General features: G+C 60.9%; 3 protein-coding genes and 3 rRNA genes. All 6 read left to right on the top strand.

The annotated features are described in order from the left end of the window. The first annotated feature begins 1 nt into the window (after position 1). Positions 2–3700: a 1,4-alpha-glucan branching enzyme gene (locus GK109_RS06160; RefSeq protein WP_157239099.1), complete on the top strand. Its 3699-nt coding sequence runs from the start codon at positions 2–4 to the stop codon at positions 3698–3700. A 473-nt stretch (positions 3701–4173) separates the two neighbouring features. Continuing rightward, positions 4174–5696, top strand: a 16S ribosomal RNA gene (locus tag GK109_RS06155). A 496-nt stretch (positions 5697–6192) separates the two neighbouring features. Then, positions 6193–9319: ribosomal RNA gene (locus GK109_RS06150) — 23S ribosomal RNA — on the top strand. Between the two features lie 226 nt (positions 9320–9545). Next, positions 9546–9662, top strand: a 5S ribosomal RNA gene (gene rrf / locus GK109_RS06145). The 16S, 23S and 5S rRNA genes sit together here, the layout of an rRNA operon. A 138-nt stretch (positions 9663–9800) precedes the next feature. Continuing rightward, positions 9801–10307, top strand: a complete 507-nt coding sequence (locus GK109_RS06140) for a hypothetical protein (protein ID WP_157239097.1) — start codon at positions 9801–9803, stop codon at positions 10305–10307. A gap of 66 nt (positions 10308–10373) precedes the next feature. Beyond that, positions 10374–11744 (top strand): FAD-binding oxidoreductase, encoded by a 1371-nt coding sequence (locus GK109_RS06135; RefSeq protein WP_370460434.1) that lies wholly within the window; start codon positions 10374–10376, stop codon positions 11742–11744. The last annotated feature ends 9 nt before the right edge of the window (positions 11745–11753 follow it).

The raw sequence follows: 11753 nt of genomic DNA, 5'->3' as shown, positions 1-11753 counted from the left end.
TATGAACCAGCCAATCCTCACCCCCGCCCTCACTGCCCTCCTCCAGGAATGGCTGCCACGGCAGCGCTGGTTCCCGGTCAAGACACCCGACTTCGAGATGTCCCAGGCCGGCAGCCTGGGGCTTGAGGATCCCTCGGGCCACGCCGGGCTGGCCGTCTTCCTCCTGAGCGTCACCACGAAGACGCCCGACGGCGGCAGGCGGACGGCCGTTGTCCAGGTTCCCTTGAGTTTCCGGCAGGCGCCGGCTGCCGGAATGGAACGTGCCCTTGTGGGGCAGGCCGCCGGCATGGATCCATCCCGGACCTGGGTCTATGACGCCGTCCACGATCCCGACTTCGTGGGCAGCTTGCTGGAGCTCATCCGGAACAGGGAAAAGGCGCCGAACGGAGCCGCGGCCGGCTTCCGGGTCGAGGGGGAGCGGCGGCTGCCCACCAGCCGCGGCGTTGTGAAGGTGCTGTCAGGTGAGCAATCCAACAGTTCAGTCATTGTGGACGACGGCGAGTCTGCCGCCATCCTGAAGGTGTTCCGGGTGCTGTCCGACGGCACCAATCCGGAAGTTGAAGTGGGTGCTGCCCTGACGGCTGCCGGCACGTTGGAAGTTCCCGCCACCCTTGGCTGGGTGCGCGGCGAATGGCTGGCCCAGGCGGCAAACGGAGCGGCAGCCAACGGCGCGGGCCCGCGGTATGTCCAGGGCGAACTGGCTGTGGCGCACGAGTTCCTGGCGGGCGGCCGGGACGCATGGCTGCTGGCCGTTGACGCCGCCCGGTCCGGCACTGACTTCACGGCAGAAGCCCGCGCGCTCGGTGCGGCCACCGCCACCGTCCACCAGCGGCTGGCCGAAGCGCTGGGCCAGTCAGCGGAGCGCCAGCCGGGCCAGGTCATCGCTCCCGCAGTAGCCCAGCGCGTCCGCCAGGCATGGGCGGAAGCCGGAAGCGCCGTCGGCCCTTACGACGACGCCCTGACCGCACTGCTCGACCAGTTGGACCACGCACCGGCCGGCCCGCTGCAGCGCATCCACGGGGACCTCCACCTGGGCCAGATCCTTCAGGTCCCGGGGCACGCGGGAAGCCCTGCGCGGTGGGCCATCCTCGATTTTGAAGGCGAACCGCTGCGGCCCGTCGCAGAACGCAACGTCCCGGACGTTCCCCTGAGGGACGTCGTCGGAATGCTGCGGTCTTTCGATTACGCGGCCGGAGCAGCCCAGCGCGAACAGGAAGGGGCGCAGGTCCCGACCAACTGGGTTGACGACTGCGCGGAGGCCTTCCTGGCAGGGTACGCGGCGGTGACGCCCGGGACCGTGGACAGGGAGTCGCCCCTCTTTGTGGCATTGTGGCTGGACAAGGCACTGTACGAAGTAGTTTATGAATTGCGTAACAGGCCCGACTGGTTGGCGATCCCCGTGAACGCCTCCCGGCGGCTCCTGGGCGGTAACGGCGCCGGCGATCACGCCGGCGCAGCATCGGAAGGTAACGAAATGACAGGCTCAGCACGAACTGACCGGCCGGGAGCGCCGCTCCATGTGGACGAGGGCACCCTGGGCAAGATTGCGAACGGTGAACACCATGCACCCCACTCTGTCCTGGGCGCGCACCTTGACGATTACGGCCACGTGACTATCCGTACGGTGAAGCACCTCGCGGAAGCAGTGACCGTGATTACGCCGACGGGCGAAGTGCCGATGGAACATGAAGCCCATGGCGTTTGGGTGGCAGTCCTTGAACCGCTGCAGCACGGGCACGTCCCCGACTACAGGCTGTCGGTCACCTACCCGGGTGCCGAACCGGTCACCATGGACGAGCCCTACCGCTACCTGCCCACCGTGGGCGAAGTGGACCTGCACCTTATCGGTGAGGGCCGGCACGAAAAGCTCTGGGAGGTGCTCGGCGCCCACGTCCAGCACTACAAGTCCGCCATGGGGGACGTAGACGGTGTTTCGTTTGCCGTCTGGGCACCCAACGCGCAGGCGGTCCGCGTCAAGGGTGACTTCAACGCCTGGGACGGCCGCGAGAACTCCCTCCGTTCGCTGGGCTCCTCGGGGGTATGGGAACTCTTTGTGCCGGGCGTTTTGGCAGGGGCGTGCTACAAATTCGAAATCAGGACCAAGGCCGGCCACTGGGTGGAGAAGGCAGACCCCCTGGCTTTCGGTACCGAAGTGCCCCCGCTGACCGCTTCCCGGGTGGTTGAGCCTTCGTACGCCTTCAAGGACGACGAATGGATGGAGGCGCGCGCCCAGCGGGATCCCCACAACTCGGCGATGAGCGTCTACGAGGTGCACCTCGGTTCCTGGCGCCTGGGCCTCAGCTACCGGGAGCTCGCCAAGGAACTGGTTGACTACGTCAAGTGGCTCGGATTCACGCATGTGGAGTTCATGCCCGTGGCAGAGCACCCCTTCGGCGGGTCCTGGGGCTACCAGGTCACCTCCTACTTCGCCCCCACCTCCCGTTTCGGCCATCCGGATGAGTTCCGCTACCTGGTGGACACCCTCCACCAGGCGGGGATCGGCGTGCTGCTGGACTGGGTCCCGGCCCACTTCCCCAAGGACGCCTGGGCGCTTGCGCAGTTCGACGGCGAGCCCCTGTACGAGCACGCAGACCCGAACCTGGGCGAGCACCCTGACTGGGGCACCCTGATCTTCGACTTCGGCCGAACCGAAGTCCGGAACTTCCTGGTGGCCAACGCCTTGTACTGGCTGGACGAATTCCACATTGACGGCCTGCGCGTGGACGCCGTGGCTTCCATGCTCTACCTCGACTACTCGCGGCAGGACGGGCAGTGGCAGCCCAACAGGTTCGGCGGCAGGGAAAACCTGGAAGCGATTTCCTTCCTCCAGGAAGTCAACGCCACGGTGTACAAGACGCACCCGGGCGCTGTGATGATCGCCGAAGAGTCCACCGCGTTTCCGGGCGTCACCGCTCCCACCAGCCATGGCGGCCTCGGCTTCGGCCTGAAGTGGAACATGGGATGGATGCACGATTCGCTCAAGTACATTTCCGAGGAGCCGATCAACCGCAAGTGGCACCACGGCACCGTCACGTTTTCCATGGTCTACGCCTTTACGGAAAACTTCCTGCTTCCCATCAGCCATGATGAGGTAGTCCACGGCAAGGGCTCCATGCTCCGCAAAATGCCTGGCGACCGCTGGCAGCAGCTCGCAAACCTGCGCGCTTTCCTCGCCTACCAGTGGGCGCACCCCGGCAAGCAGCTGATCTTCATGGGCACCGAGTTTGGCCAGGAAGCGGAATGGTCCGAACAGCATGGGCTCGACTGGTGGCTTGCCGACATCCCCGCACACAACGGCGTGCAACTGCTCACCAAGGACCTCAACGAGCTCTACAGTTCCACGCCGGCGCTGTACACCAGGGACAACGAGCCCGGGGGCTTCCAGTGGATCAACGGGGGAGACGCGGACCGGAACGTCCTGTCCTTCATCCGTTGGGACAAGGAGAACAACCCGCTGGTTTGCGCCATCAACTTCTCCGGATCGCCGCACGTCGGCTACACCCTGGGGGTGCCGGAGGCCGGTGCATGGACCGAAGTGCTGAACACGGACGCCACCACTTACGGCGGATCCGGTGTCCTCAATTCCGGTGCGCTGAAGGCAACGGACCAGGGACAGGACGGCCAGCCGGCAACGCTGAGCGTCACCCTCCCGCCGCTGGGGGCCGCCTACTTCAAGCCGGGAGCTCCGGCGGCCGGCTAGCAGCCGGTCCCCGATGAGCGGGGAAGGCCCGGAATCCGTGTGATTCCGGGCCTTTTCCTGTCTCCAGCGCGGGGCCAGGAAGGCCCCCGCGGCCCGGTTGGCGATCTGGAAAAAGTGGTGGTAGAGTTTATTTCCGCGCTGCTCCACGGAGTCAGACGGAAAAACCGACACTCAAGCTTTTGGCTGAAGAGAGTCGCGGACGCCGGTTTGACAAGTGAGAAGCCAGCGGGTAAGTTTGAAAAGTTGCTCCGGAGCGATCCACGGTGGTTTTTTGCTGGTGGTGGTGCCGGGTGTGTCTGTTGTTTGAGAACTCAATAGTGTGCCAAGTTTGTTGATACCAATTGTTTTAGTGATTGGTTGAATTGACCGGGTCATCCGCCCCTGTGGGTGGTCTGGTTTTTACAGCTGGTTTCAAATTTTGTGCAGCCTTTTTGTCCCGTTTTCCCGGGGCTGGGGGTTGTGTCTGTTTTACTTCAACGGAGAGTTTGATCCTGGCTCAGGATGAACGCTGGCGGCGTGCTTAACACATGCAAGTCGAACGATGAACCTCACTTGTGGGGGGATTAGTGGCGAACGGGTGAGTAACACGTGAGTAACCTGCCCTTAACTCTGGGATAAGCCTGGGAAACTGGGTCTAATACCGGATATGACTCCTCATCGCATGGTGGGGGGTGGAAAGCTTTTTGTGGTTTTGGATGGACTCGCGGCCTATCAGCTTGTTGGTGAGGTAATGGCTTACCAAGGCGACGACGGGTAGCCGGCCTGAGAGGGTGACCGGCCACACTGGGACTGAGACACGGCCCAGACTCCTACGGGAGGCAGCAGTGGGGAATATTGCACAATGGGCGCAAGCCTGATGCAGCGACGCCGCGTGAGGGATGACGGCCTTCGGGTTGTAAACCTCTTTCAGTAGGGAAGAAGCGAAAGTGACGGTACCTGCAGAAGAAGCGCCGGCTAACTACGTGCCAGCAGCCGCGGTAATACGTAGGGCGCAAGCGTTATCCGGAATTATTGGGCGTAAAGAGCTCGTAGGCGGTTTGTCGCGTCTGCCGTGAAAGTCCGGGGCTCAACTCCGGATCTGCGGTGGGTACGGGCAGACTAGAGTGATGTAGGGGAGACTGGAATTCCTGGTGTAGCGGTGAAATGCGCAGATATCAGGAGGAACACCGATGGCGAAGGCAGGTCTCTGGGCATTAACTGACGCTGAGGAGCGAAAGCATGGGGAGCGAACAGGATTAGATACCCTGGTAGTCCATGCCGTAAACGTTGGGCACTAGGTGTGGGGGACATTCCACGTTTTCCGCGCCGTAGCTAACGCATTAAGTGCCCCGCCTGGGGAGTACGGCCGCAAGGCTAAAACTCAAAGGAATTGACGGGGGCCCGCACAAGCGGCGGAGCATGCGGATTAATTCGATGCAACGCGAAGAACCTTACCAAGGCTTGACATGAACCGGTAATACCTGGAGACAGGTGCCCCGCTTGCGGTCGGTTTACAGGTGGTGCATGGTTGTCGTCAGCTCGTGTCGTGAGATGTTGGGTTAAGTCCCGCAACGAGCGCAACCCTCGTTCTATGTTGCCAGCACGTGATGGTGGGGACTCATAGGAGACTGCCGGGGTCAACTCGGAGGAAGGTGGGGACGACGTCAAATCATCATGCCCCTTATGTCTTGGGCTTCACGCATGCTACAATGGCCGGTACAAAGGGTTGCGATACTGTGAGGTGGAGCTAATCCCAAAAAGCCGGTCTCAGTTCGGATTGGGGTCTGCAACTCGACCCCATGAAGTCGGAGTCGCTAGTAATCGCAGATCAGCAACGCTGCGGTGAATACGTTCCCGGGCCTTGTACACACCGCCCGTCAAGTCACGAAAGTTGGTAACACCCGAAGCCGGTGGCCTAACCCCTTGTGGGAGGGAGCTGTCGAAGGTGGGACTGGCGATTGGGACTAAGTCGTAACAAGGTAGCCGTACCGGAAGGTGCGGCTGGATCACCTCCTTTCTAAGGAGCACCTACAGATTGTTCGTGCCGTGTATGCGGTGCGGGGGTTTGTCAGGAGTACAGCCCGTTGCGCAGACGCAAGTTCTGCGGCGGGTGCTCAAGGGTGGAATATCAACGAATAGCGGCTGCCGGTTCTTTCCGGTGCTTAGTACGGTTCCTCTTTGCGGGGGTTCCTGGAAGGGTGCTGGTGGGTGCGGGTGGTTTCGTGTTTGGCACACTGTTGGGTCCTGAGGCAACAGGGCCGTGGTTCCGTCCCGTTTTGCGGGGCGGGGTTGCGGGTTTGTTTGTTTCTGGTTTCCTGGCTGCACCGATCATGCATGTTGTGTGTGTGGGGTGTGTGGTTTGGGGTTGTTGTTTGAGAACTACATAGTGGACGCGAGCATCTTTTATAAGAAGCAATTTCCAAGAATATGAACCTGGATCTGTTGTGCTGTCTTTCGGGATGGTGCAGTGGTTTTCGTGGTTCTCTCGAAAATTAGCGTTTTTGATCTTTTGTGGTCAAGTTTTTAAGAGCACACGGTGGATGCCTTGGCATTAGGAGCCGAAGAAGGACGTAGGAATCTGCGATAAGCCTGGGGGAGTCGATAACCGGACTGTGATCCCAGGGTGTCCGAATGGGGAAACCCCGCCGAGCGCGCGAGTGACTCGGTGACCCGCATCTGAACACATAGGGTGCGTGGAGGGAACGCGGGGAAGTGAAACATCTCAGTACCCGCAGGAAGAGAAAACAATAGTGATTCCGTTAGTAGTGGCGAGCGAACGCGGATCAGGCTAAACCGTTCCATGTGTGATAGCCGGCGGGCGTTGCATGGTCGGGGTTGTGGGACTTTCCATACCAGTTCTGCCGGGCTGGTGGGGTGTGATGTGCAGGCATAGGTGAACGGTCTTGAAAGGCCGGCCAGAGAGGGTGTTAGCCCCGTAACCGTAATGTTGTGTACCGCCTGTGAGAGTATCCCAAGTAGTACGGGGCCCGAGAAATCCCGTGCGAATCTGTCAGGACCACCTGATAAGCCTAAATACTCCCTAATGACCGATAGCGGACCAGTACCGTGAGGGAAAGGTGAAAAGTACCCCGGGAGGGGAGTGAAACAGTACCTGAAACCGTGTGCTTACAATCCGTCGGAGCCAGTCTGATTCTGGTGACGGCGTGCCTTTTGAAGAATGAGCCTGCGAGTTAGTGTTACGTCGCGAGGTTAACCCGTGTGGGGCAGCCGTAGCGAAAGCGAGTCTGAATAGGGCGTTGCAGTGGCGTGATCTAGACCCGAAGCGAAGTGATCTACCCATGGCCAGGTTGAAGCGACGGTAAGACGTCGTGGAGGACCGAACCCACTTCAGTTGAAAATGGAGGGGATGAGCTGTGGGTAGGGGTGAAAGGCCAATCAAACTTCGTGATAGCTGGTTCTCCCCGAAATGCATTTAGGTGCAGCGTTGCGTGTTTCTTGCTGGAGGTAGAGCTACTGGATGGCTAATGGGCCCTACAAGGTTACTGACGTCAGCCAAACTCCGAATGCCGGTAAGTGAGAGCGCAGCAGTGAGACTGTGGGGGATAAGCTTCATAGTCGAGAGGGAAACAGCCCAGACCACCAACTAAGGCCCCTAAGCGTGTGCTAAGTGGGAAAGGATGTGGAGTTGCGAAGACAACCAGGAGGTTGGCTTAGAAGCAGCCATCCTTAAAAGAGTGCGTAATAGCTCACTGGTCAAGTGATTCCGCGCCGACAATGTAGCGGGGCTCAAGTACACCGCCGAAGTTGTGGCATTCAAATATTAGCTAAGCCCTTGTGGTTCAGGCGTTTGGATGGGTAGGGGAGCGTCGTGTGGGCGGTGAAGTCGCGGTGTAAACCAGCGGTGGAGCCTACACGAGTGAGAATGCAGGCATGAGTAGCGAAAGACGGGTGAGAAACCCGTCCGCCGAATGATCAAGGGTTCCAGGGTCAAGCTAATCTGCCCTGGGTAAGTCGGGACCTAAGGCGAGGCCGACAGGCGTAGTCGATGGACAACGGGTTGATATTCCCGTACCGGCGAAAAACCGCCCATGCTGAACAGGGGATACTAACTGCCCGAGACCTGCCTGACACCCCTTGTGGGTGAAGGGTTTTGGTGGAGCGCAGGACCTGATCCTGGGAGGCAAGCGTATTAACAGGTGTGACGCAGGAAGGTAGCCGAGCCGGGCGATGGTTGTCCCGGTCTAAGGATGTAGGGCGAACGGTAGGCAAATCCGCTGTTCATGATGCCTGAGATCTGATGGGACCCCCGTTTGGGGGGATTCGGTGATCCTATGCTGCCGAGAAAAGCATCGACGCGAGGTTTTAGCCGCCCGTACCCCAAACCGACACAGGTGATCAGGTAGAGAATACTAAGGCGATCGAGAGAATTATGGTTAAGGAACTCGGCAAAATGCCCCCGTAACTTCGGGAGAAGGGGGGCCCCAACCTTGAACACCACTTGCTGGTGGGAGGGGATCGGGGCCGCAGAGACCAGGGGGAAGCGACTGTTTACTAAAAACACAGGTCCGTGCGAAGTCGCAAGACGATGTATACGGACTGACTCCTGCCCGGTGCTGGAAGGTTAAGAGGACCGGTTAGCCGCAAGGCGAAGCTGAGAATTTAAGCCCCAGTAAACGGCGGTGGTAACTATAACCATCCTAAGGTAGCGAAATTCCTTGTCGGGTAAGTTCCGACCTGCACGAATGGAGTAACGACTTCCCCGCTGTCTCAACCATAAACTCGGCGAAATTGCAGTACGAGTAAAGATGCTCGTTACGCGCAGCAGGACGGAAAGACCCCGAGACCTTTACTATAGTTTGGTATTGGTGTTCGGAGTGGCTTGTGTAGGATAGGTGGGAGACGTTGAAGCCCGGACGCCAGTTCGGGTGGAGTCATCGTTGAAATACCACTCTGGTCACTTTGGACATCTAACTTCGGCCCGTAATCCGGGTCAGGGACAGTGCCTGATGGGTAGTTTAACTGGGGCGGTTGCCTCCTAAAAAGTAACGGAGGCGCCCAAAGGTTCCCTCAGCCTGGTTGGCAATCAGGTGTCGAGTGTAAGTGCACAAGGGAGCTTGACTGTGAGAGAGACATCTCGAGCAGGGACGAAAGTCGGGACTAGTGATCCGGCGGTACATTGTGGAATGGCCGTCGCTCAACGGATAAAAGGTACCTCGGGGATAACAGGCTGATCTTGCCCAAGAGTCCATATCGACGGCATGGTTTGGCACCTCGATGTCGGCTCGTCGCATCCTGGGGCTGGAGTAGGTCCCAAGGGTTGGGCTGTTCGCCCATTAAAGCGGTACGCGAGCTGGGTTTAGAACGTCGTGAGACAGTTCGGTCCCTATCCGCTGCGCGCGCAGGAAATTTGAGAAGGGCTGTCCTTAGTACGAGAGGACCGGGACGGACGAACCTCTGGTGTGTCAGTTGTACTGCCAAGTGCACCGCTGATTAGCTACGTTCGGATGGGATAACCGCTGAAAGCATCTAAGCGGGAAGCTCGCTTCAAGATGAGATTTCCATACACCTCGTGTGTGAGAGGCCCCCAGCCAGACCACTGGGTTGATAGGCCGGATGTGGAAGCGAGGACTAACGACTCGTGAAGCTGACCGGTACTAATAGGCCGATAACTTACACCACACACCACACCCGTGAAACCGGTTCAAAAGCGGTTCCACACCAGGGTTGGTAAAAAGATAACAAGACTGCTTGCGTCCACTATGTGGTTCCCGAACAACAAACCATTTGTTGCAGGGAACACCAACTGAATAACAACACCACCCTGCCCTCACACGGGCAGGACAGCATGTTGTAACCACAACACTTCCCACCCCCCGGGACACCCCGGGCGGACGGGTAACAAGGTTACGGCGGTCATAGCGTGGGGGAAACGCCCGGTCCCATTCCGAACCCGGAAGCTAAGACCCACAGCGCCGATGGTACTGCACCCGGGAGGGTGTGGGAGAGTAGGTCACCGCCGGACATACATTCAAGCAGGGCCCTGACAACAACGTCAGGGCCCTGCTGCATTTAACCCCCGGGTTACAACCACCAGCGCGCCGGCTACCCGCAGCCAAGGGCCGCGGCGTGGGAGGCCACGCAGACGGTAAAGTTGGGCACCATGGACAGCCTCTTCAGCCACGCGCAGGAACCCACCGGGAACGACGACGAATCGGCCCCCGAGGCACTGGGCCCCGTGGTGAACACGGTGATAGTTCCGGGAAGCGTTGGCCATGCCTTCGCGGGCTTTACGGACCACACGCACCTGTGGTGGCCCCTGGAATCGCACGGCGTCTACGGTGCAGGCTCCTACGTGGAATTCGAGGAGAACCTCATCCTGGAGACAGCCGACGACGGCCGGACCACCATTTGGGGAACCCTTGATGACTGGCAGCCGCCATTGTCATTCCATGCCACGTGGCATCCCGGCACCACCGCGCTGTGGTCCACTGAACTCCTCGTCGCCTTCCGTGCCGTTGCGGACGGCACCGAGGTCCGGGTCTTCCATGAGGGGTGGGAAGGTGCCGAAGATCCTGCCGCCACCAGGGCGAAGTATGCCAGCGACTGGCCGGGGATCCTTGCGCGGTACGCTCGTTTCATGGGCGCTGCAGGCACCCCGGGCGCATAGGGCCAGGCCCCCGTCTCAGCCCGGCCTAGACTGGGGGGAACACGCGCTACGAGGGACGGAGGCTTCGTGGGAAGCATAGTAGATGAGCTGGAAGCCATCCTTGCGCCCGGGCAGATAGAGGCGGGCGAGGCCGCGCTCCGCAGGTACGCCGTGGACCAGGCCCCCATCATCGACTTTCAGCTGCCGTTGGCCGTGGTCTTCCCGGAATCCGTGGCAGACGTCCAGGCCGTCGTCCGCGCCTGCGCTGGCAGCAGTGTTGCCCTCGTGGCCCGCGGCGCGGGGACGGGAGTCTCCGGCGGGGCCCATGCCACGGAGAACTGCATCATTCTTTCCTTGGAGCGCATGGACCGCATCCTCGCCCTCAGTCCGGATGACGAAACGGCAGCGGTGGAGCCCGGCGTGGTGAACGCAGCCCTCAATGAGGCTGCCGCCATGCATGGGCTGATGTACGCGCCGGATCCAGCCAGCTTCCGCAGCTCCACCATCGGCGGGAACGTTGCCACGAACGCCGGCGGGCTGCGGTGTGCGAAATACGGGGTCACCAGGGACTCGGTCCTCGCGCTCGACGTGGTGCTGGCTGATGGGTCGCTCATCCATACCGGCCACCAGACGTTCAAGGGCGTGGCCGGGTACGACCTCACCAGCCTGTTCGTGGGGTCCGAGGGCACGCTCGGCATCGTCGTCGGGGTCACGGTCCGCTTGAAGTACCTGCCGCAGGAGGTTCACACGGTCGCGGCGTTCTACCCGGACTTCCGGCAGGCTGCCGCGGGTGTCCTGGCCGTCGGCAAAGCACGGGTGCAGCCCGCCATCATGGAATTGCTGGATGGCGGTACGCTGGCCCAACTCGATGACATCCACGGCTCTGACCTCACCGCCCGGGGCCGGTCACTGCTCCTGATCCAGACAGACGGGTTCGGTGCAGCCGCGGAGGCCCAGGTAGTGCGGGACGTCCTCCGGGCCGGGGGCGCAGCTGTCACCACCGAGGCCAGCGCCGAGGCGGAGCGGTTGGTGGAGCTTCGCCGGCACAGCAGGGGAGTGGAGGTCGACGACGAATACCGCGTGGGCGAGGACGTCGCCGTGCCCCGTTCCCGGCTGGTGGATTACGTTGCCGCCCTGGAAGCGATGGCCGTGGACCACGCCGTACACCTCAAGGTGGTGGCCCATGCCGGCGACGGAAACCTGCACCCCACCTTCTGGATCGACCGCACGGGCAACAGTGTGGACGCCGGCGCCATGGAACGGCTGCAACGGGTCCTGGACGAGTCCATCACAGCCGCGCTCGAAATGGGCGGGACGATTACGGGCGAGCACGGAGTTGGCCAGTACAAATTGCGCTGGCTGGGCCAGGAGCAGGCGGAGCCGGTCCGGGAACTCCAGCGCAGGATCAAGGAACTGTTTGATCCTGCGGGCATCCTCAACCCCGGGAAGGCTATCTAGCGTTTGGCG

Origin of the sequence: Pseudarthrobacter sp. GA104 (assembly GCF_009741265.1) — a bacterium.
Classification (GTDB): domain Bacteria; phylum Actinomycetota; class Actinomycetes; order Actinomycetales; family Micrococcaceae; genus Arthrobacter.
This window is presented reverse-complemented; position numbering and strand designations above follow the sequence as displayed.

Bases quoted from the DNA above. Each gene is read 5' to 3' on its own strand.
- GK109_RS06160 (WP_157239099.1), top strand. From the start codon at position 2: ATGAACCAGCCAATCCTCACCCCCGCCCTCACTGCCCTCCTCCAGGAA.
- GK109_RS06140 (WP_157239097.1), top strand. From the start codon at position 9,801: ATGGACAGCCTCTTCAGCCACGCGCAGGAACCCACCGGGAACGACGAC.